Annotated in this window: 19 protein-coding genes; 11 read left to right on the forward strand and 8 right to left on the reverse strand. The window is 71.0% G+C overall.

Annotation, left to right across the window (positions count from 1 at the left end; genetic code table 11):
• Positions 1-55: 55 nt before the first annotated feature.
• A complete protein-coding gene (locus tag OG598_RS17365) occupies positions 56-1,204 on the reverse strand; it encodes an FUSC family protein (protein WP_328650148.1) in 1,149 nt (382 codons plus the stop codon).
• Positions 1,205-1,485: 281 nt separating this feature from the next.
• Here OG598_RS17365 and OG598_RS17370 point away from each other — a divergent pair, with 281 nt between their 5' ends.
• The gene (locus OG598_RS17370) at positions 1,486-3,717 is read left to right on the forward strand and encodes a hypothetical protein (RefSeq protein WP_328650149.1); all 2,232 of its coding nucleotides are present in this window, start codon (positions 1,486-1,488) and stop codon (positions 3,715-3,717) included.
• A 9-nt stretch (positions 3,718-3,726) separates the two neighbouring features.
• On the opposite strand, the gene OG598_RS17375 is transcribed toward OG598_RS17370, so the two are convergent.
• Positions 3,727-4,482, reverse strand: a complete 756-nt coding sequence (locus tag OG598_RS17375) for an SDR family oxidoreductase (RefSeq protein WP_328650150.1) — start codon at positions 4,480-4,482, stop codon at positions 3,727-3,729.
• Between the two features lie 119 nt (positions 4,483-4,601).
• On the opposite strand from OG598_RS17375, the gene OG598_RS17380 reads away from it, so the two are divergent.
• Positions 4,602-5,255 (forward strand): class I SAM-dependent methyltransferase, encoded by a 654-nt coding sequence (locus OG598_RS17380; RefSeq protein ID WP_328650151.1) that lies wholly within the window; start codon positions 4,602-4,604, stop codon positions 5,253-5,255.
• 335 nt (positions 5,256-5,590) lie between these two features.
• On the forward strand, positions 5,591-6,712 hold the full coding sequence (locus tag OG598_RS17385; RefSeq protein ID WP_328650152.1) for an ice-binding family protein: 1,122 nt from the start codon (positions 5,591-5,593) through the stop codon (positions 6,710-6,712).
• Between the two features lie 208 nt (positions 6,713-6,920).
• Here OG598_RS17385 and OG598_RS17390 read toward each other — a convergent pair whose 3' ends face one another.
• Complete coding sequence (locus OG598_RS17390) at positions 6,921-7,451, reverse strand: adenylate kinase (protein ID WP_328650153.1); 531 nt, start codon at positions 7,449-7,451, stop codon at positions 6,921-6,923.
• A gap of 172 nt (positions 7,452-7,623) precedes the next feature.
• On the opposite strand from OG598_RS17390, the gene OG598_RS17395 reads away from it, so the two are divergent.
• Both OG598_RS17395 and prfH read left to right on the forward strand, forming a co-directional pair.
• Complete coding sequence (locus tag OG598_RS17395) at positions 7,624-8,811, forward strand: RNA ligase RtcB family protein (RefSeq protein WP_328650154.1); 1,188 nt, start codon at positions 7,624-7,626, stop codon at positions 8,809-8,811.
• Positions 8,808-9,437 carry a peptide chain release factor H gene (gene prfH, locus OG598_RS17400; protein WP_328650155.1) on the forward strand — a complete coding sequence of 210 codons (630 nt, stop codon included), beginning with the start codon at positions 8,808-8,810 and terminating at the stop codon, positions 9,435-9,437. Before OG598_RS17395 ends, prfH begins: the two co-directional genes overlap by 4 nt.
• A gap of 4 nt (positions 9,438-9,441) precedes the next feature.
• Here the strand turns inward: prfH and OG598_RS17405 are convergent, their stop codons facing one another.
• The gene (locus OG598_RS17405; RefSeq protein WP_328650156.1) at positions 9,442-10,347 is read right to left on the reverse strand and encodes an alpha/beta fold hydrolase; all 906 of its coding nucleotides are present in this window, start codon (positions 10,345-10,347) and stop codon (positions 9,442-9,444) included.
• 189 nt (positions 10,348-10,536) lie between these two features.
• Between OG598_RS17405 and OG598_RS17410 the strand changes: the two genes are divergently transcribed.
• The 3 genes from OG598_RS17410 to OG598_RS17420 all read left to right on the forward strand — a co-directional run bounded on the left by OG598_RS17410 (position 10,537) and on the right by OG598_RS17420 (position 13,418).
• Positions 10,537-11,367, forward strand: a complete 831-nt coding sequence (locus OG598_RS17410) for a PIG-L family deacetylase (protein ID WP_328650157.1) — start codon at positions 10,537-10,539, stop codon at positions 11,365-11,367.
• A gap of 326 nt (positions 11,368-11,693) precedes the next feature.
• Positions 11,694-12,887: an endo-1,4-beta-xylanase gene (locus OG598_RS17415; RefSeq protein WP_328650158.1), complete on the forward strand. Its 1,194-nt coding sequence runs from the start codon at positions 11,694-11,696 to the stop codon at positions 12,885-12,887.
• 189 nt (positions 12,888-13,076) lie between these two features.
• A complete protein-coding gene (locus tag OG598_RS17420; protein ID WP_112585316.1) occupies positions 13,077-13,418 on the forward strand; it encodes an ArsR/SmtB family transcription factor in 342 nt (113 codons plus the stop codon).
• Positions 13,419-13,439: 21 nt separating this feature from the next.
• Here the strand turns inward: OG598_RS17420 and argS are convergent, their stop codons facing one another.
• Complete coding sequence (gene argS, locus OG598_RS17425; protein WP_328650159.1) at positions 13,440-15,158, reverse strand: arginine--tRNA ligase; 1,719 nt, start codon at positions 15,156-15,158, stop codon at positions 13,440-13,442.
• A gap of 346 nt (positions 15,159-15,504) precedes the next feature.
• Here argS and OG598_RS17430 point away from each other — a divergent pair, with 346 nt between their 5' ends.
• On the forward strand, positions 15,505-16,260 hold the full coding sequence (locus OG598_RS17430; protein ID WP_328650160.1) for a hypothetical protein: 756 nt from the start codon (positions 15,505-15,507) through the stop codon (positions 16,258-16,260).
• A 184-nt stretch (positions 16,261-16,444) separates the two neighbouring features.
• Entirely contained in the window at positions 16,445-16,939 is a 495-nt protein-coding gene (locus OG598_RS17435; protein WP_328650161.1) for a nitroreductase/quinone reductase family protein, read from the forward strand.
• On the opposite strand, the gene OG598_RS17440 is transcribed toward OG598_RS17435, so the two are convergent.
• Positions 16,918-17,385, reverse strand: a complete 468-nt coding sequence (locus OG598_RS17440; protein WP_328650162.1) for a hypothetical protein — start codon at positions 17,383-17,385, stop codon at positions 16,918-16,920. The two genes, OG598_RS17435 and OG598_RS17440, sit on opposite strands and share 22 nt — an antisense overlap.
• Before the next feature lie 332 nt (positions 17,386-17,717).
• Here OG598_RS17440 and OG598_RS17445 point away from each other — a divergent pair, with 332 nt between their 5' ends.
• Positions 17,718-18,074, forward strand: coding sequence for a DUF6223 family protein (locus OG598_RS17445; protein ID WP_328650163.1), 357 nt, complete (start codon positions 17,718-17,720; stop codon positions 18,072-18,074).
• A 99-nt stretch (positions 18,075-18,173) separates the two neighbouring features.
• Here the strand turns inward: OG598_RS17445 and OG598_RS17450 are convergent, their stop codons facing one another.
• Together OG598_RS17450 and OG598_RS17455 are read right to left on the reverse strand one after the other, a co-directional pair.
• Positions 18,174-18,836, reverse strand: coding sequence for a response regulator transcription factor (locus tag OG598_RS17450; protein ID WP_328650164.1), 663 nt, complete (start codon positions 18,834-18,836; stop codon positions 18,174-18,176).
• Entirely contained in the window at positions 18,833-19,966 is a 1,134-nt protein-coding gene (locus OG598_RS17455) for a sensor histidine kinase (protein WP_328650165.1), read from the reverse strand. Before OG598_RS17455 ends, OG598_RS17450 begins: the two co-directional genes overlap by 4 nt.
• Positions 19,967-20,017 lie beyond the last annotated feature (51 nt).

Here is a 20,017-nt window from a genome sequence, read left to right on the forward strand (position 1 = left end):
CTGTCATGGCTCAAGAAGGTGCCGCCATCTGGCTCCGCTGGGGCCCACTCGGCTCTCAAAGGTCTCCGAAAAGCCTTCTGACCAGGTGATTCGCCTCCTCCTGGCTCAACCCGGAGGCGACCAGGAGGTCACTGACTGTCGTCCGGACCTGTGCCACCACCACCGCACCGGAGAAGCCAACGCCGTCCCGATAGGCGTGCCCGGCCGCCCGGACCGCCCGCAGCGCCTGCTCCCGGGCCCGGTTCGGCTCGGCACCGGCGGCGAACTGCCGCTTGAGCAGGCGGACCGCCTCGGCGAGATCGGCCACCGCCGTCGGCAACGACTCCGGCACCGGCTCGCCGTCCTCGATGAGCGTCACCGATCGTCGGATCAGGGTGCCGCTGTTGCGCATCGCCCTGTCGATCGGCTCCGCCGCCTGCGCGTAACGGCCCACCGGCCCGTGCCGTTGATGCCAGTACACCGGCGACAGGGTGCTCGCCTCCCGGGCACCCTGGGTCGCCTCGACGAACGCCTTCAACCGGCCCGCGCTCTGCCGCAGCTCACCCCGGGCGGTACGGGCCCGAGCTGCGTCCTTCTCGGTCAGCGCCTCGGCGGTGGCGTCGAGCTGGGTCGCGAGGAGATCCAACGCCGGCCGCGCGGCCCGGTTGAGCACCCGCAGCGGGTTCAACGGCAGCAACACGGCGGTGACCAGCAGCGCCACTCCTCCACCGACGAGCGCGTCCACGAACCGGGGGATCTCCAGATCCCGGACGGCCGGGCTGAGCGTGGCGATGAGCACCGCCGTCGCACCGGCCTGGACCACCACCGCCGCGCTACCCGCGAGCAGGAGCGCGACGACGATCGCCAGCGTGACGATCAGGGCGAGCTGCCACCACCCGGTGCCGATCACCAGGAGGAGCAGGTCACCGATCAGCACTCCGACGGTGACACCGATGATCAGCTCGACGGTGCGACGCAACCGTTGGCCGACGGACGCGGCGAGCGTCGAGACGGCGGAGATCGGCGCGAACACCGGCTGCGACACCTGCAGCAGCGAATGCGCCACGAACCAGGACAGCCCCGCGGCCAGGCCGGCCTGCAGGGCCAGGCCGCCGATGGTTCGTACCCGACGGACCCGCTCGCGCAACGCGGCCACCAAGCGGTCCCACCACCGGGCGACGGTCGACGGGCCCGCGTCCGCTCCGCGCCGACCGGCAGCGACCATGGCGGCACCTACCCTGCCACCACCGGATCAATCCTCACCGGCACTGCCCGGCCGTCCTCAGCGCGAGGCGAGTGCCTTTCTCGGCGTACGCCCAGAGCCGGTCGGCCACGGCCGGGCCGGACTGGGCGGCAGCACGCCGGCAGGCCGAGATTGAGGGCGTCCGGATCGGGTAGACCCGGCTCTGCCGTCACCGCGGTCGGCGGCCCCTCGCATGATGTCGGGCTGGTCGCGGGACAAGGGCTGCGAGACGCCTCGGGGGGACGTCGGATGGATCAGCGCGGTTGAGCGGGCCGGACGACTCCGGTGACGTCGTGGAGCTACGGGTGCACGGAGTCTCCGGCGCGAGCGCCGCACAGGTGCTGGACCTGCAACAGATCGGGCAGGTCGCCGGTGACCGCAGTGGCGGGTTCTACCGGCCGCGCCCCCGGTACTTGGACAGCACCGGCGCGCACGGGGTGACGCTTGAGGCGTACCGCTGGGGTGACCTGCCCTCCGGGACCGTGGCCCGCACCCTGGCGGTGGTCTTCCTGCTGCCCTTCATGCTTGTCAACGTCGCGATCTGGATGCGCCCGGCGAACCCACGTTCCGAGGCGACGGTCAAGTCCCTGTGCCGGGTGCTGGCGCTCACCCTCACCGTGTTGTACGTGCTCGCCATCGCCGGCGTCGCCCTGGACCTCGTCGGTTGGAAGTGCCTGGCCTCGCCGGACTGCCTGGCCGGACGCAGTTGGTTGTCCTGGTTGGGTGGACGCCCGGTCGGACTGCGGCTGGCGGTGCTCGCGCTGGTCCCGGTCGCCGCGATCGGCCTGATCTGGCGGGTCAGCTGCCGTCCGGGGCGGACCTTCGAGGCGTTCCGGGCACCTGATCAGGGCACCTCCGCGTCTCGGCTCGGCACCGTCGGCCAGTGGGACGCCGAGCCGCTGGTGGGCCGGTTGCGCGCCATCCACGTCGCCGCGGCCTTCGCGACGCTGGACCTCGTCCTGCTGCTGGCCCGGGGCGCCAGTGACGCCTCCCCGGCCACGATCGCGCTGACGGCGATCACGGGGGTGATCCTGACGGGCTGCGTGGGACTGCTCTGCACACCGCCGCTGATGGACCGGGCCCCCGGCGACCAGCGGCTCGACCGGGTCACCCGCACCCTCCGGACCGCTGCCGTCGTCCTGACCGTGGTCGTCGTGGCACACGTGACGACCACCTCGCAGCCGTGGCCGCAGGAGCACGGGCTCCCCGGCTACGACCCGACCCTGGCCGGTCTGTTCGTGGCGCAGACGACACTGTTGGCCGCCCTGGGCGTGGTGCTGCTCTGGCACCGGCGTCGGGAGCACGACGCCACCCCGCTGTTCGGGCTGGGCGCTCTCGTCGTCTCCGCCACCGGGATCAGCATGGCGGTGGCGTACTCAGCCGAACTGGTCTACCGGGTGGCGGACTTCCTGGACCGCGATGTACCGACCGGAGCGGGCATCGCCTCCGGCCCACCCCGCGCCTACACCTGGGCGATCTTCGGCTTCTTCCGGGCGGTGCTGTTCACCGCGATCATCGCTGTCCTCGTCATCCTGATCTCCCGCCGGAGTCGACGTCGGGCCGCGGCGGCGATCGTCGCGCGCGACTTCCCGGACCCGCCGGCCGAGGCAGGTCCCCGGCTGCGGCAGGTCCGAGACGCGATCGCCCGAGCTCGCTTCACCGAGAAGCTGGTGCCGTTGGCAGTGCTCTACGGTTGCCTCGCCGGACTCGGCACGGCCACCACCACCCTCGGCCTGCTCGGGCAGGTCCCGAGCGACGTGCTCGAGCAGACCATCGGATTGCCGGCGGGCGCGATCACGTTCGCCATCGCGTTCGGTAGCTGGGTGATCGCGGCGATCATTCTCGGCCTGATCATCGGTGGCATCTTCGCGTACCGGACCGAGCCGTACCGCCGGCACATCGGTGTCCTCTGGGACCTCGGCACCTTCTGGCCCCGGGCCGCCCACCCGTTCGCGCCGCCCTGCTACTCCGAGCGGGCGGTCCCGGAGTTGGCCCGCCGGATCACCTACCTCGTCGAACGCGGCGACGCGGTGCTGCTCACCGGGCACAGCCACGGCTCGGTTCTGCTCGCCGCCACTGTCCTCCAACTGCCGCCGCAGGTCGGCGATCGGGTCGCCCTGCTCACCCACGGATCCCCGCTGCGCCGCCTGTACGCACGGCTCTTCCCCGCGTACGTCGACGACGCGGCACTGCACGAGATCGGCCGGCGGGTGGGTTGGCGCTGGGTGAACCTGTGGCGCGACACCGACCCGATCGGGGGCTGGATCTTCTCGCCGCATCCCGCACCCGCGCCGGCCACCAACTGTGACCCGGCCGCCGCTGTGGATCGTCGACAGCGTGACCCCTGTGACGTGGTGACACCCCCCGGGGACAGCGTCGCCCCACCCATCCACGGGCACTGGCCGGGCGAGTCCGACGAGCCGTTCACCGAGGCGGTACAGGAGTTGGTGCAGCGCCTGGGTGGGCGGGCCGGCCCGCCCAGGGCCCCGAGGTAGCGGACCGGCTCAGTTCCCCCCGCCCGCCCGGGCACGCCAGTCGTCCAGGGCGGTGCCGGCGAGGCGGGCACCGTCGGCCGGGACGAGCGAGCGTTCGCCCAGCTCGGCACCGAAGTACCGGGCGTCGGGGTCGGCCACCACCGAACGACTGTCCTGTTTGTCGGCGAGGAGGGATCGGCCCAGTTCGTCGAGGCGGAACTGCTCCGGGCCGGCGACCTCGACCACGGAGTTCGTCGGCGCGCCGAGCGCGACCTCGGCGACCGCGGCCGCGACGTCGTCAGCGGCCATCGGCTGAATGAGCACCGGCGCGAGGTGCACCGTGTCGCCGTCCGTGGCGGTGTCGATGATGCCCTGGAGGAACTCGAAGAACTGGGTGGCGTGCACCACCGAGTACGGGAGTCCGGACGCGACGATCAGCTTCTCCTGGGCGACCTTCGCGCGCATGTACCCGCTGTCCGGGATCCGGTCGCACCCCACGATGGAGAGCGCCACGTAGTGGTTCACCCCGGCGTCCGACGCGGCGGCGAGGAGCGTCCGGGTCGAGGTCTCGAAGAACTCCAGTACGGCGGCGGCCTCGAACGACGGCGAGTTCGACACGTCGACGACGACCTCGGCGTCGGTGAGCGCACCGGCCACTCCCTCGCCGGTCAGGGTGTTCACGCCGGTCTTCGGTGATGCCGGCACCGCCTCGTGGCCCTGGGCGCCGAGGCGGTCCACGAGCTTGGAGCCGATGAGGCCGCTGCCCCCGATGACGACGATCTTCATGGTCGCACCACGTCCTGTCTGCACTGGGTTGAATCGTGCTGCCAACCAGTAAGACGGAAAGCGTGCACGGATGCAGGACAATCGCCGGAGAACAGTTCGACGGAGATCAGGAGGTCGACGTGGCCACGGTGTCCCACCCGGTGTTCGCTCGGGTCTACGAGCGGCTCAGCGTCGCCATGGACCGCGCCGGCACTGCGGCTTTCCGGCGGGACCTGGTCGCCGGCCTCTCCGGCCGGGTGATCGAGATCGGCGCGGGCAACGGGCGGATGTTCGCCCACTACCCACCGGGGGTGACAGAGGTCCTCGCTGTCGAACCGGAACGGCGCCTGCGTGCCGCTGCCGAGCGCGCCGCGTCGACCGCGCCGGTTCGGGTCAGTGTCGTCGACGGCCTGGCCGAGGCGCTGCCCGCCGGGGACGGCGAGTTCGACGCGGCGGTGGTCGCGTTGGTGTTGTGCACAGTGCCCGATCAGACGAGCGCGTTGGCCGAGATCAGCCGGGTGCTGCGCCCCGGAGGCCAGGTGCGGTTCTTCGAGCACGTGGCCGCCGAGGAGGCCACCGGTCTGCACCGCGCCCAACGACTCCTCGACGCCACACTGTGGCCGAAGCTGTTCGCCGGCTGCCACACCAACCGCGATACCGTCGCCGCCATCGGCGCGGCCGGCTTCGAGGTGCAGGAGCTGCGCAGGTTCCGTTTCCCGGCCACCAGCAACGGCCCCTCCTCCCCCTGCGTCCTCGGCCGCGCGGTCAGGCCGGTCCCGGCCGTCCAGCGGTAGACCGAGATTTGCTCGACTGCCTGGCCGCACTCGCCCGCCCGCATGCCCGCATGCCTGGAAGCGGCGAACACGAGGGAACACGAACGCGAAGGCCGGTCCTATTCAGATAGTCACACTCCAGCTATTGTCCCAATTTGCCCTCATTTGAACACCTGACGTGATGTGGTGGTCAGCGCGCTTATCGGCGCCTTACAGGCCGTATCACGCAGGACGCCACTCGCTGGCCGTCTCCTGCGAGTAGTACCCACGGAGGGTGTTCTGTGACAGCTAAACCCAAGAATTGGCTACGGCGGCGAGTTGTCCTGCCGTCGCTCGCGGCTGGCGCAGCCGCCACGGTGGCAGCCAGCTTGCTGCTCTTCAGCTCGACCGCCGCCAACGCCCAGGAAGCACCGGTGAACCTGGGAACGGCGGCCAACTTCTCCGTCCTGGCCGGAGCGGAGCCCACGAACACCGGCCCCAGCTTCCTGGCCCAGAGCCTCGGACGGTACCCCGGAAACACCTCGGCCGGCTTCGAGACGGCAACCATCGGCGGCGAGATACACCTCGGCGACGCGGTCGCGCTCCAAGCTCAGAGCGACCTGACCATCGCCTACAACGACGCGGCCGGCCGGACCCCGTTCACCAACCTCCCGGCGGAGCTGGGCGGCAACACGCTCAACGAAGGGGTCTACCGGATCGGCGCCGCCCAACTGACCGGACCGTTGACGCTCAACGGCCAGGGCGACCCGTCGGCCGTGTTCATCTTCCAGGTCGACTCCTCGCTGACGACGGCGTCGGGCAGCAGCGTCGTCCTGATCAACGGGGCGTCGGCCTGCAACGTGTTCTGGAAGATCGGCAGCTCGGCGACGATCGGCACCGGCACCACGTTCGTGGGCACCATCATGGCTCAGGCCGCGATCACGATGGCCACGGGCGCGACCCTCCAGGGCCGCGCGCTGGCGCGCACCGAGGCCGTCACCCTGCAGACCAACACCATCACCGCGCCGAACTGCGCCGGGCCGACGGGTCCGCCCGGACCGACCGGCCCGCCCGGGCCCACCGGTCCGCCCGGCCCGTCCGGTCCGCCCGGCAGCCCCGGCGCGCCCGGTAGCCCGGGAGCGCCCGGCAGCCCCGGCGCACCTGGTAGTCCGGGAGCACCCGGTAGCCCCGGAGCGCCCGGCAGCCCAGGAGCGCCCGGCAGCCCAGGAGCGCCCGGTAGCCCCGGAGCACCCGGTAGCCCAGGAGCGCCGGGAGCCCCAGGAGCACCCGGTAGTCCCGGAGCGCCCGGTAGCCCCGGAGCACCTGGCCCGTCCGGACCCCCCGGACCTCCCGGTCGACCTGGTGGCGGCGGCAAGCACCCCATCCTGCCTGTCACCGGCAGCGGTACGGTCCCGGCCATGACCGGCGTCGGAAGTGTGATGGTCGTGCTGGGCGCTGTCGCGTTCTTCCTGGCCCGGCGTCGACGCCTGGAGTCCTGATAGGTGGCCCGGCCGGTGTGATCCCGGCCGGGCCACGTCACGTCGTCGGCCCGCTCCCCACCGGGAGCGGGCCGACGACGCGTTCGCCATGGACGGTCAGTCGACAAGCCCCAGCTCGCGCATGGCTTCGTCCTTCCGCTCGTGGGCCCGCGCCCAGTCGTGCAGGAAGGCCCTCTCAGTTGGGCGGCTGCCCGCGCCTCCCGCGGCCTCAGCGGCGGGGCAACCCGGCCAGCCAGACGTCCAGCTCCGCTGGGGAGCGCAGTAACACCACGGGCGGCGCGGACGGGTCGGCCTGCCAGGCCCGCATCCGCCGTCGGGCCCGGCCGAACGCGGTGACGTGCCACACCAGGATCGAGTCCGCGGACAGCACACTGCTCAGCGACTCACGGTTGCCGTTGCAGATCACCTCGCCGGTGACCACCCGGCGGACGGTGCGGCGGAGCAACCGCCCGAACGAACGCCATCGTGGATAGTCCAGGCCGACGACCAGGTCGGCGCGGGCCATCGGGACGTCCCGCCAGCCGTGGTACGCCCCGTCGATGATCCAGCGGTCCCGTCGGCAGATCTCCTCGATCCGGCTGCGTTGCTGGGTGACCGGCACCTCGACCCAGCCCGGTTGCCAGAGCAGATCGTCCACCGGATACCAGGGCAGTCCGAGGTGTTCGGCCAATCGCGCCGCGAGGGTGGACTTGCCGGAGCCGTACACCCCGTAGACCAGGATGCGACGTGGTGCGCTCATCGCGGCAGCGTACGACGTGAAGGAAAATCGGTTGTCGTACCCGGCGCGCCTCGGCCAGAGTGACGTCCATGACGTACTGACGGACTCCACCCCCTGCTCCGCGCCACCGGTGATGCCTCCCGGGGGCCGTGACGCCGTCCGCTTTCACGTTCGCAGCCAGAGATGAGCCTCCTTGTCCCAGCACCATCTCCCTCGGGAGCCCCTGCCCCCGTCCGCCCCGGCCACCGTCACGGTGTTCGCCTCTCCCGCGAGCTGGATCGAATCCGATGCGCTCGCACAGTGCCAACAGGTCGCCGCCCTGGACGGCATGCGGCACGTCGCCGCGATGCCGGACCTGCATCCCGGCAAGGGCGCGCCCATCGGCGCGGCCATGGCGTCGACAGTGCTGTACCCGTTCCTGGTGGGCTCCGACATCGGCTGCGGCATCGCCGTGTTTCCGATCAAGCTCAAGCGGGCCGTACCGGAACGGCTCGCTGCCTGGTTCCCTGACCTCGACCAGGCGCTCGACCCGGTACGCGACGCCGACGACCCCGCCTGGGCCGCCGTCGACTGTGACGTCCCGGCCGGTCACCTGGACGGCCTCGGGACGGTGGGCCGGGGCAACCACTTCGTGGAGCTGGCCCGCGTCGACACCGTCTTCGACGTGCGGCACGCGGGCCGGCTCGGGCTCGACGCGGGCGATCTCGTGCTGATCGTGCACAGCGGTTCCCGTGGTCTTGGCGAGCGGATCCTGCGGGCGCACACCGAGGTCCACGGCGCCGGAGCGGCGCCCGACCCTGCCGCCTACCTGGGCATGCACGACGACGCCGTGCGCTGGGGTTCGCTCAACCGCCGGGTGCTGGCCGCGCGGGTGGCACACGCGTTGGGGGCCGAGCCCACCGCGCCGATCGTCGACCAGTGCCACAACCTGGTCGAGGTCCGGGACGGGATCTACCTGCACCGCAAGGGCGCGGCGCCGGGTGACGGGCGCGATGTCCTGATCGCCGGTACCCGGGGAACGGCGTCCTACCTGGTGGCCGCGCACGCCGGGCCGGAGGCCAACCATTCGGTGGCCCACGGCGCTGGCCGCAAGATGTCGCGCGCCGACGCCCTGCGGCGGGGCCGGGCCAAGCACACCGTCGAGGAGCTACGCCGTACCCCGGTGGGTTCGCTGGTGGTGTGCGGTGACCGGCAGCTGCTCTTCGAGGAGGCGCCCACGGCGTACAAGCGCATCGAGCAGGTGATCGCCGACCTGGTCGAGCATCGGCTGGCCACACCGGTGGTCAGCACGACGCCAGTGGTCACCTACAAGACGCCCGACCTCGGGTCCGCCGCACGGCCGGACCGGCGGGGCCACCGCGGCCGACGGGGCCGCTCGTGACCGCGTTCCTGCTGTTGTCGGCCGGGCGTGGGCCACAGGAGTGCGCCTGGGCACTGAGTCACCTGCTGCACCGGCTGCGCGACGAGGGCGTCCGCCGAGGTCTGACGATCCAGCAGGTCGAGGCGGTGCCCGGTGACCGCCCCGGCACCTACCGGTCGGTGCTGATCCGGATCTCCGGCGTCGACGCCGAGTCGTTCGCGGCCTCGTGGACCGGGACGCTGTGCTGGCAGGCCCCGAGCCCGTACCGGTCGGGCGTCGGCCGGAAGAACTGGTACGTCACCGCCCAGCCGCCCGAACGCGACGCTCGGCCGACGACGTTCCGCGAGGCCGACGTCGACATCGTCGCCTGCCGCACCGGCGGGCCGGGCGGTCAGCACCGGAACAAGGCCAGCACTGCGGTACGCGCGACGCACCGCCCCTCGGGCCTGGTGGTCGTGGTGGACGAGGAGCGGCAGTTCAGCCTCAACCGCCGGATCGCCCTGGACCTGCTGCGCCAACGCATCGAGCAGGGCGACGAGGCGGCGCGGCGTGCCGTCACCACCGCCCGGTGGCGCATCCACGACGAACTGGTTCGCGGCGATCCGGTGCGGGTGGAACGTCCGACGCCCCGGCGACCGGGAGGCTAGCGATTCAGACCTCCAGCACCGCGTCGGCGAACGCCTGCGGCGCCTCCTGCGGCAGGTTGTGCCCGACACCGCCCCCGACGGTCCGGTGCTCGTACGGGCCGGCGAACTGCTTGCCGTAGACGGTGGGCTCCAGGTGCGGCGCCCCGTTGGCGTCCCCTTCCAGCGAGATGCTGGGCACCGTGATCTTCGGCTTCGCGGCGAGGCGCTCCTCGATCTCCGCGTACTGCGGCTCGCCGTCGGCGAGGGCCAGCCGCCAGCGGTAGTTGTGGATGACGATGTCGACGTGGTCGGGGTTGTCGAACGCTGCCGCGCTGCGGTCGAACGTCGCGTCGTCGAACGTCCATCTGGGCGACGCGGTGTGCCAGATCAGCTTGGCGAAGTCGCGCCGGTTCTTGTCGTACCCTTCCCGGCCGCGCTCGGTGGCGAAGTAGTACTGGTACCACCACGCGAATTCCGCCTTCGGCGGCAGCGGGACCGTGCCCGACTTCTGTCCGTCGATCAGGTAGCCGCTCACCGAGACCAGACCCCGGCAGCGCTCAGGCCACAGCGCGGCGACGACGTCGGCGGTCCGCGCGCCCCAGTCGAACCCGGCGAGCTTCGCGGTGTCGATGTGCAGGGCGTCCATCAGGGCGACGAGGTCGAGCCCCATGGCCGCCGGTTCGCCGTTTCGCATGGTGTCGTCGGAGAGGAACCGGGTCGTGCCGTAGCCCCGCAGGTACGGGACGACGACCCGCTGACCGGCGGCGGTGAGCAGCGGTACGACGTCGGCGAAGCTGTGGATGTCGTAGGGCCACCCGTGCAGGAGGATCACCGCGTCCCCGTCGGGCGGCCCGGCGTCGACGTATCCGACGTTCAGCACACCGGCCTCGGCCTGTCGCAGGTCAGTGAACCCGCCAGCGGCCCTTGCCATCGACTTCTCCCCGCGTCCGGACCTGCTCGGATGTGCTGATCACGCCCGAATCTAACGACCTGCCCGGAGCCTGAGCGCCGTTCACACAAGGACCGCTCGACGGATGCCGAGCTCGGTAGGATGCCCGCTCCTGCGGACGTTCCCGGTGGAGGTCGTGGGGCCGTAGCCGGATGACCGTAGGGTGATGGCATGGCTGAGCGACCTCTGACCCTGATGGCGGTGCACGCCCACCCCGACGACGAGGCGACGAGCACCGGCGGTGTTCTTGCCCGCTATGCCGCCGAGGGGGTCACCACTGTTCTCGTGACCTGCACCGACGGGCGATGTGGGGACGGCCCGGGTGGGGTCAAGCCGGGCGAGGAGGGGCACGACCCGGCCGCCGTGGTGGCGATGCGCCAGGCCGAGCTGGAGGCCAGCTGCGCCACGCTGAACGTCACCCACCTGGAGACGCTCGGGTACGCCGACTCCGGGATGATGGGCTGGCCCACCAACGACCTGCCCGGCGCGTTCTGGACGACGCCGGTGGCGGAGGCGGCGGCCCGGCTCGCCGAGCTGATCCGGCAGTACCAGCCGGACGTGATCGTCACGTACGACGAGAACGGTTTCTACGGCCACCCGGACCACATCCAGGCTCATCGGATCACCATGGCCGCCGTCGAGCAGACGGACGTCCCGGCGAAGGTCTACTGGACCACTGTGCCGCGTACGGCGTTCGCGGAGTTCGGCCGGATCATGAAGGAACTCGGCGTCGAGTGGGCCGAACCGGACGCGGCGGCGGAGCCGGGGCCGCAGCTCGGCCTGCCCGACGACGAGATCACCACCTGGGTCGACACGAGCAAGTACGGCGCGCAGAAGTTCGAGGCGCTGGCCACACACGCCAGTCAGACCGAGAACATCTTCTTCCTGCAACTGGGCCAGGAGCGGTTCACCGAGCTGATGGGCGTGGAGACCTTCGTGCGGGTCCGGGACCGGACGGGCGCGCCGACCCCCGAGGACGACCTCTTCGCCGGTCTGCGCTGATCACTCTTCCGTAGCGCCACCAGGCATCGTCGGCCACCGGGGCGACGATGCCTGGTGGCGTGCGCCGCGATGACCTCACCACGCGAACCGGTCGCCGAAAGTTTCGACCGCCAGCCACTCGGCGCTGGGCAGGTCATGTGATGAATTTCCGGAAGTTTTCAGCGTTGACGCCCAGACATAGATCGGCTTAACGTTTCGAGCAAGTTTCCGGTTTCCGGCCGGAACTACCGGCGTCACCCAGCCAGCTCGCATCTCCACCCGACCAATACCGGACCCTCACCTCCTAGATCGACATCTATCTATTGATCGTCTGGAAGGGAAGGCACATGAAGTTGAGACAGTGGTCGACCGTCGGCCTGGTCGCAGTCGCGACCATCGCCACGCTGAACACGGTGCCGGCGACCGCGAGTCGACCGTACGACCCCACGACGCAGAGCCTCGGCACCCTCGGCCTGCGCCACGGCCTGCACGTCGGCACCGCGGTCGACATGGACGCCCTCAACGACGCCAGCGACCCGCAGTACCGCACGCTGGCCTCCTCCGAGTTCGCCTCGGTCACCGCCGAGAACGTGATGAAGTGGGAGAGCCTGGAGCCGACCCGCGGCACCTACAACTGGGCGCCGGCCGACCAGTTCGTCGACTTCGCCAAGCGCAACCGGCAGAGCGTGCGCGGCCACGTGCTGGTCTGGCACAACCAGCTGCCGGCCTGGCTGACCAGCGGCGTCGCCGACGGCTCCATCAGCAAGCAGGAGTTGCGCGAGCTGCTGCGCAACCACATCACCACTGTCGTCAACCGCTACAAGGGCAAGATCTGGCAGTGGGACGTGGTCAACGAGGCGGTCAGCGACCCGTGGGACACCCCGTCGACCCTGCACTACAAGGGCTTCTGGGCGCAGAACCTCGGGCCCGGCTACATCGCCGACGCGTTCCGCTGGGCGCGGGCCGCCGACCCCAAGGCCCTGCTGTTCTACAACGACTACAACATCGAGGCGTTCGGCTCGGGCAACCCGGCGGACGACAAGACCCAGTTCGTGTACGACATGACCAAGAGCCTGCGTGCCCAGGGCGTGCCGATCGACGGCGTCGGCTCCCAGGGCCACCTGGGCACCCAGTACGGCAACTTCGACACCCTCCAGGTGACCGCCGCGCTGAAGAAGTTCGGTGGGCTCGGCGTCGCGACCGCGTTCACCGAGGTCGACGTCCGCAGCAAGCTGACGGAGGGCGTCCAGGCGGGCAACTCGGAGGAGATCAACCCCCGGCTCCAGGCGTCGGCCGCCAACTTCAGCGTGCTGATGAAGGCGTGCCTCGCCGTGCGGAGCTGCCTGTCGTACACGGTCTGGGGTTTCAGTGACAACCATTCGTGGGTGCCGGGCTGGTTCGACGACCCGCCGGAGGGCCTGGCCACCATCTACGACGAGAACTACCAGCCCAAGCGGGCGTACCAGGAGTTGAAGTCCGACCTGATCTTCGCAGGGCCGCCGTTCGTCCTGCCCCGCATCGCACCCAAACCGCGCCGCTGACGCCCCGGGCCGTGTGGAGCTTCCCGAAGCTCCACACGGCCCGTGTGCCACCACGGACGTCGGCGTTCGACTCACGTTCGGTGGTTCCGTTGCGCCATCCGGACGCCATCGGAGGGCTGGTGCCGGATCTGCCGGTTTATTGATGGTGTTGGTGTCACTATGGCAGGCGTGGGAACTGCGAAAACTGCCATGCCTGCGATCTCGCCGCTCACCGGCGATCCCATCAAGCGGGCCGATGCCGAGCGGCTAGCGGGGGTGCTGAAGGCCTTCGCCGATCCGGCGCGACTCCGGTTGCTCAGCCTGATCCAGTCCGCGCCGGAAGGTGAGGCGTCAGTGAGTGACCTCACCGCGGCGCTCAATCTCTCCCAGCCGACGGTGAGTCATCACCTTCGGATCCTCACCGAGGCCGGCCTGCTCGAACGCGACAAGCGCGGGGTCTGGGCGTACTACCGCCTGGTGCCCGCCGCGATCGCGCAGATCGCCGACCTCTTGACGCCGCCCCGGAAGCGGGCGACGAAGAGGGCCCGCTGACCGGGCCGGAAGGCCGGATCGTCACATCCGCTCCACGGTGCGGATGCCCAGCAGGTGCAGCCCCTGCCGCAGGGTCCGGGCGGTCAGCTCGGCCAGCAGCAGCCGGCTCTCCCGCAGCTCGTCCGTGGCCCGCAACACCGGGCAGCGCTCGTAGAACGCGTTGAACGCGGTCGCGAGTCGGTGCAGGTAACCGGCGAGCTGATGAAACTCGAGACTCCGCTCCAGCTCGCCAACCACAGCGGCGAAGCCGAGCAGCTCGACCGCGAGCGCCCGCTCCGCCGGCTGCGCCACCACGATGGGCGCGTCCGGCCGCACGGCGGTCCCGGCCCGCCGCAGCACGGACCGGATCCGGGCGTACGCGTACTGGAGGTAGGGCGCGGTGTTGCCGTCCAGCGCCAACATCCGTTCCCAGTCCAGGACGTAGTCAGTGGTCCGGTCGACGGACAGGTCGGCGTACTTGATGGCACCGATGCCCACCGCGCGGCCGATCTCGTCGGCGGTCCCGGCGTCCAGATCCGGGTTCCTGCTCCGGGCCAGGTCGGTGGCACGGGCGACCGCCTCCTCCAACAGCCCGACCAGCTTCACCGACTCACCGGCCCGGCTGCGCAGCATTCGCCCGTCGGCGCCGAGGATGGACCCGAAGCCCAGGTGCTCGGCCCGGGCTGGCGGGCAGAGCCAGCCGGCCGCCTCGGCGACGGCGAACACCATGGCGAAGTGCTGCCGCTGCGGTAGGCCGACGACGTACAGCAGCCGGGTGGCGCCCAGCTCGCCGACGCGCTGCCGCAGCGCGGCCAGGTCGGTGGCCGGGTAGCCGTACCCACCGTCGCTCTTGCGCACGATCAGCGGCAACGGCTCGCCGTCCCGGCCGGTGAACCCCTGCGGAAAGACGCACTGGGCCCCACCGCTGGGCAGCAGCAGCCCCAGCCGGTCGAGGTCGTCGACGACGTCCGCGAGCCTGTCGTTGTAGGCGCTCTCGCCCCGAAAGTCGGCAGCGGACAACGTCACGTCGAGCAGGTCGTACACGGTCAGGAAGTACCGCTCGGACTGCGTCACCAGCAGCCGCCACAACCGGCGGGTCCGCTCGTCACCGCCCTGCAACGCGACCACCCGCAGCCGCGACCGTTCCTGGAACGCCTCGTCGGCGTCGAACTTCACCCGGGCCGCCCGGTAGAAGGTGTCCAGGTCCCCCATCGACAGGTTCTGCGCGGCTTCGGCCTCACCGAGGTCGATCAGGTGCTCGATCAGCATGCCGAACGGTGTCCCCCAGTCACCCAGGTGGTTGACCCGCACCACCCGGTGCCCGAGCCAGTCCAGCAGCCGCACCGCCGCATCACCTATGACAGTGGAGCGAAGGTGCCCGACGTGCATCTCCTTGGCCACGTTGGGCGCCGAGTAGTCGACCACCACGGTCTGCGGCGTCACCGTCGGCGGCACGCCGAGCCGGGCGTCACCGGCCAGCCCGGCGACCATGTCGGCCAGGGCCCGGTCGGCAACCGTCAGGTTGAGGAAACCCGGCCCGGAGACCTCCGCCGACACCCCGACGTCGTCGAGCACCGCGTGCGCCAGCACCGCCGCGGCGATGTCGCGCGGCGGGCGGCCGAGCCGCCGGGCCAGCGCCAGCGCCGCGTCGGACTGGAAGTCCGCACGCGGGGACCGCCGCACGAGCGGGTCGACCGGGCCGCCGGCCACCGCCGCGAACGCCGGCGCCAGCCGGTCGGACAACAACTTTTCAAGATCCATGAGTACGCCGATCTCGCTCGGACCCGCGCTGTCACGCGAGCCGTTGACGGGGAGACACGGGCGGACCGAGGACGACCAGCGAACGACCGGCGGCTCGATCCGCCGGTCGCAGGAAACAGGTCAGCGCGGGCGGGCGACGGATCGCCGGCGTCGCCCCGCACCGACCTGGACGTCACACGACAGTCCGGTGCACTGAGCGATCACGCTGGTCATGCGGGGCAGCCTAGCGGCCCGGCCGACGCGACGACACAGAAATTCTCGTGGTCCGGTCGATGCCTGAGGCGTCGCGTGGTCGTTTCGGTCGACACCAGGCAGGGAACTGCCTCGGGACACACGAGGGGTGATGATGAGCCGATACACACCACTGCCGATGGCCCGTACGCGACGCGCGCTCGCGCTGCTCGGCACCGTCGCACTGGCCGCTGCCTGCACCACCACCGAGGAGCCGCCCGGCTCGGCCCCGGCGACCACCGCACCGGCCACCGCGTCGGTGTCAGCACCCCCGACAGACCCACCATCGCCGAGCGCGAGCACCCCGGTGACCATCCCGACCTCCGCCTTCGTCGAGTTGCCCGCCGAGCTGCGGAAGTCTCCGCGACGGACGACGCCCGTCGAGGAGGCCCTGCCGAAGCTGTGCGGCAACGAGTTCGGCACCGGCGGCCGGCAGGTCACCGCGAGCGCCGCCATGACAGTCACCTACCAGAAGGCCGGCGAGCCCTCCAGCAACGTGCCGCAGGGGATGATCCACCAGACCATCTTCACCTTCGACGGCGACGGCGCCTCGGGTTATCTGGGCCGGCTCCGCACCGCCGTGCAGGCGTGCCCCTCGTACGACCAGTCCGGAAACCGCGTCACCGTCAAGAGTCAGGCGCTGCCCGGGGTCGGCGACGAGGCGCTGCTGCTGACCCGGACGTGGCCCGAGACGAGCCTGAACGGCGAACGCACCGGCGGCACCGCGTCCAGCCAGATCGCTGTGGCCCGCGTCGACAGCACGGTGACGGTCCTCGACGACCAGGGGTGGGAGGGCACCAGCGGCAACCCCGCCATCCTGGACCGGGTCGTCCGCGACGGCGTACGCGCCATCGACGCCTGGCAGGGGTAACCCGCTCGCCCGCCACCGGCGCAGGGCTTCCACCGATCGGTTCGATCCTCGGTCGAATCATGGACACCTGGACGCGAGCCGCGCTCGCGCCGGAAGACTTGAGGATCTCGGTCCACAGTGGCGGCTGCGACCACGTAGAAGCAGCCACCCGGGCCATCAGCGTTGTTCGGTGGAGGAGGTCGTCATGTCGGATGATCAGGGAACGAAGGCGCCGTGGCTTCCACCGCGGTGGTTCATCCGGCTGGCCTGGTCGGTGCACCGGGGCCTGTACCGGGTCACCGGCAGCCGGGTCGGGCTGTGGCGACCGCGCGAGCACCGGTGGGGCACGTTGCGGCTGACCACTACCGGACGCCGCACCGGTCAGCAGCGCAGCGTCATTCTCGCGTACTTCGAGGATGGCCCGAACCTGGTCGGCGTGGCGATGAACGGCTGGGGCGAGGGCGCCCCCGCCTGGTGGCTCAACCTCCAGGCGCACCCGGACGCGTCAGTCGATCTGGTCGACGGACGGCGGCTGGTGCGCGGCCGCGTCGCCACCGACGACGAGCGGTCACGACTGTGGCCACGCTGGCGTGCGGCCGACAAGAACTTCGACGCCCACGCGTCGCGGCGATCGTCGGAAACCACGGTGGTGGTCCTGGAACCCAGATCGGATGCAGGTCAACGGCCGAACGCGAGGTAGAGACCCAGGCCGAAGTTCACGACCAGGACAATCGCGCCGACGACGGCGAACCCGCGCTGCCATGCCGTCCAGCGGACCGTCCGCTGGGACTCGACGATGCCCGCCTCCTCCACCCGCACCGCCGCGATCCTGTCCCGCTCACTGGCGTCACGGCGGCCCGCTGTCACGTTGGCACTGAACAGGGTGACGTTGCCGCGGAGTTCCTCGGTGAGAGACCGGAGCGCCTGGGTCATCGAGTCGATCGAGCCATTGATCCTTCGTAGGTGCTCGTCGTGCCCCTGTAGACGCTGCTCGATCCGGCCGGCGTCCAGACCGCGGGCGTAGGCGGCCGACAACTCATCCGCGTTGTCCGGCTGGGTCATCGGGATCTCGGCGGCGACGAGGACGCGGACCCGGTCCCGCGCCCGGGCGGGACCACCGCGCCCGGCAGGCCGACGTGCCGGCACCGAGGAGTGGTGATCGTGAGACGCACGCGCACCTCCCCCTGACCCCGGACAACCCGATCCGCTGCACCAGTCGTACCACTCGCAGGCCTCGGACACCACTGCTCGGATCCGACAAAACCGCAGGTCAGCGACGCACTGACGGCCGACGCGTGCGGGTAACAGGTGCCGGCCGGTGGCCTGGAGAAGCCCGGGGAGCCAACTGCGGCGGTACGCCACCCCGAGCGCGTACATCCCGGGTGGTAGGCCCATCGGCAACTCCGGCATGACGACTCGCCAGCGGTTTGCTTCCTAGGCTGCCACCCGTACCCGTCACCCGACCGAGGGGATCCACGATGTCCATCCGTCACCTGCTCGCCGCCGATGCTCTCTCCATGAGTTCCGGACGTTTCGGCGCCAGCGCTGCCGCCCTGCTGGGGCTGGCCGGCACCATCATCGGAGGACTGGCCCTGGCCCGCCCCGCCAGTCGGCTCGGTACCGGCTCGGGAAGCCTCGGCGCCGTCCTGGCCCTGGCGACGGGGCTGATCGGCATGGCGCTCGGCGGGCTGGTGGTGGCCACCTCCGACAGTGGTATCGGCACGGGCAATGGGCGAGGCGGGGCCTATGTGGCGCTGGCTGTCGGACTGGCCGGCGTGGTGCTCGGCGGGCTGGCCCTGCTTCGCGTGCGCCGCACCGGCCGCCTGGCGGACTGACAGTGACAGGTTCCGGCGTGGGATCGGCCTGGCTGATCTCGTTCCATCCGAAGGCTGCTCCGCCGGTGGTCGTTTCGGCCGACCAGCCGGTGGTGGTGGTCAGGAGCGGGCGAGCCAACCAGGCACTGTCAGACCGGACTCGTAGGCGAGGATCACCAACTGGGCTCGGTCCCGGGCACGGGCCTTGGTCAGGATCCGGCTGACATGCGTCTTGGCGGTCGCCGGGCTCAGCACCAACCGCGCCGCGATCTCGTCGTTGGAGAGGCCGGCGGCGACCAGCGTCAGCACTTCACGCTCCCGCTCGGTGAGCACGCTCAGTCGCGGCCCGGGGTCGGGATGCTTGGCCCGGGCCGCGAACTCGGCGATCAACCGCCGGGTGATCGACGGCGCGATCAGCGCGTCACCCCGGGCCACCACCCGGACCCCGTGGATCAACTCCGCCGGCTCGGTGTCCTTGACCAGGAAGCCGCTGGCACCGGCACGCAGCGCGTCGTAGACGTAGTCGTCCAGGTCGAACGTGGTCAGAATGATGACGCGGGCGTCGGAGTTGGCGACGATCTCGCCAGTGGCGGCCAAGCCGTCGAGCCCTGGCATCCGGATGTCCATGAGGACGACATCGGGTCGCAGTTGCCGGGCCAGCCGCACCGCCTCGAATCCATCGGCGGCCTCGCCGACCACCTCGAGACCGTCCTCACCGTCGAGAATGGACCGGAAGCCCGCCCGAACGAGGGTCTGGTCGTCGACGAGGAGCAGCCGGATCACGCCTGCTCCCCCACCGGCGCCGGATCGGGTCGCATCGGCAGACGGGCACAGACCCGGAAGCCCCCGTCCGGCTGGCCGCCAGTGGTCAGCGAACCGCCGAGTGCCCGCGCCCGCTCCCGCATTCCGAGGATCCCACTGCCCGGCGAACCCGGCTGGCCGGTGCCGTCGTCCTCGACCTCCACGAGCACGTCGTCGTGATCGGGCCGGACCCGGACCACAGCGGTGGTGGCACGCGCGTGACGCGCCACGTTGGTGAGCGCCTCCTGGACGATCCGATACACCGCCAGGTCGACCTCCGGCGGTAGCGACCGCGTCTCGGCCAGCTCGGTGCGGATCTCCAACTCCGGCCGAGCGGCCGTCCTGATCAGATCACCGAGGCGGTTCAGACCGGGTGCGGGCACGACCGCTGGGGCCTGCCGCAGTGCGCCGAGCGTCGCGCGCAACTCAATCAACGTCTCCTTGCTGGTCTGCTTGATCGCGGTGAGGGCCTGCTCGGACCGGACCGGGTCGGGTCGGTGCAACGCGGCGCTTGCCTGCACGTTGATCAACGACAGGTGGTGGCCGAGCACGTCGTGCAACTCCCGGGCAATGCGCAGCCGCTCCTCGGTGGCCCGTCGCCGGGCCTCCTCCTCCACCCGCTGCTCGGCGACGGCCGCTCGGGCCCGCGCCTCGGCGAGGTAGGCGCGGCGGTTACGGGTCACGCCGACGATGACCGCGACGAGCCAACCGGCGTGCAGCAGCGTCGCTCCGTTCATGGTGTTCGGGGAACGGTTGTAGCTGTCCGCCATGGCGAAGGCGATCACCGAGGCGAGACCGAGCCCGATGGCGACAGCGAGATATCCCTCGTCGACGACCGTGTAGAGCGCCACGACGAACACCAACATGATCGGACCGGGCCGGTGCAGCAACGCCCCGTACGCGCCGATGGCGGCCAGCGCCACGACGCCCACCGGCACCGGGTGACGCCGCCGGACGTACAGCGCGCCGGTGGAGAGCAGCACCGCCAGCAGCGCCGCCCATTCGGCGACGGTGTCGATGCCGCGCGACTGCACCACCAGGCCCGTGACAGCGACCAGACCCACGGCGGGCACCAGGGCCACGTCCGCCGTCCGGCCCCGCCACCCCGACATGGACCGAAGCCTAGCCTCCCGCGATCCAGCGGGAGAAGGTCCGACTGGACG

This window comes from Micromonospora sp. NBC_00330 (genome assembly GCF_036136635.1).
Lineage (GTDB): Bacteria > Actinomycetota > Actinomycetes > Mycobacteriales > Micromonosporaceae > Micromonospora > Micromonospora salmantinae.

Bases quoted from the DNA above. Each gene is read 5' to 3' on its own strand.
- OG598_RS17365 (WP_328650148.1), bottom strand. From the start codon at position 1,204: ATGGTCGCTGCCGGTCGGCGCGGAGCGGACGCGGGCCCGTCGACCGTC.
- OG598_RS17375 (WP_328650150.1), bottom strand. From the start codon at position 4,482: ATGAAGATCGTCGTCATCGGGGGCAGCGGCCTCATCGGCTCCAAGCTC.
- OG598_RS17390 (WP_328650153.1), bottom strand. From the start codon at position 7,451: ATGAGCGCACCACGTCGCATCCTGGTCTACGGGGTGTACGGCTCCGGC.
- OG598_RS17405 (WP_328650156.1), bottom strand. From the start codon at position 10,347: ATGGCAAGGGCCGCTGGCGGGTTCACTGACCTGCGACAGGCCGAGGCC.
- OG598_RS17410 (WP_328650157.1), top strand. From the start codon at position 10,537: ATGGCTGAGCGACCTCTGACCCTGATGGCGGTGCACGCCCACCCCGAC.
- OG598_RS17415 (WP_328650158.1), top strand. From the start codon at position 11,694: ATGAAGTTGAGACAGTGGTCGACCGTCGGCCTGGTCGCAGTCGCGACC.
- OG598_RS17420 (WP_112585316.1), top strand. From the start codon at position 13,077: ATGCCTGCGATCTCGCCGCTCACCGGCGATCCCATCAAGCGGGCCGAT.
- argS (WP_328650159.1), bottom strand. From the start codon at position 15,158: ATGGATCTTGAAAAGTTGTTGTCCGACCGGCTGGCGCCGGCGTTCGCG.
- OG598_RS17430 (WP_328650160.1), top strand. From the start codon at position 15,505: ATGAGCCGATACACACCACTGCCGATGGCCCGTACGCGACGCGCGCTC.
- OG598_RS17435 (WP_328650161.1), top strand. From the start codon at position 16,445: ATGTCGGATGATCAGGGAACGAAGGCGCCGTGGCTTCCACCGCGGTGG.
- OG598_RS17445 (WP_328650163.1), top strand. From the start codon at position 17,718: ATGTCCATCCGTCACCTGCTCGCCGCCGATGCTCTCTCCATGAGTTCC.
- OG598_RS17455 (WP_328650165.1), bottom strand. From the start codon at position 19,966: ATGTCGGGGTGGCGGGGCCGGACGGCGGACGTGGCCCTGGTGCCCGCC.